Here is a 553-nt window from a genome sequence, read left to right as displayed (position 1 = left end):
GGTGCAATTGCTGCACGGGCATCAGCGGCAGCTCGGCGAGCAGGACCTTTCCCAGGAAATCGCACCGCGCGTCGTCTGGCGCGCATTCCGACAGTTCGATGATCACCTCGCGCAGCAGCGGCGAGATCGAAAGCGTGCAGCACCGATCCGGCAGGTCGGCGGCGCCCGGCTCGATATAGACGAAGAAAATCCGCGCATTCGCCGTCGCGATGTTGCTGTGTTCCATGCGGCTCGGCACCCACACCCCGCAATGCGGCGGCACCATCCAAAGCTCGTTCGGAACGCGGCAGGTGACGGCGCCGCCGAGCGCGAAGACAAGCTGCCCCTTGCGATGCCAATGCTCGCGCACCTCGGCCCTGGTCTCGGTGACGTCGACGCCAATTGCGATCGCCGGCGCGGCCACTTGATCGACATCGAAATCCAGCCAGGGCCAGCGGAGTGGCTGTCTCATGCTTGACGCCTTTTAGTGACCATTTGGCTTTATCTCTAAATTTTTCAGACCCAAAAGTCGATAGGTTAAGCCTTTCCGTCGCAGCCGATCGCGTCTCCCAGG

Annotated in this window: 1 protein-coding gene; it reads right to left on the bottom strand. The window is 62.2% G+C overall.

All coding sequences use genetic code 11. The features are described 5' to 3' along the window. The coding region (locus EOD07_RS36795; RefSeq protein WP_206519683.1) for an AraC family ligand binding domain-containing protein at positions 1-451 on the bottom strand (451 nt) is incomplete at its 3' end. Positions 452-553: the final 102 nt, after the last annotated feature.

Source organism: Mesorhizobium sp. M2C.T.Ca.TU.002.02.1.1, from assembly GCF_003997225.1.
Note: the sequence above shows the minus strand (reverse complement) of the source record. Positions and strands in the feature narration are given on the sequence as shown.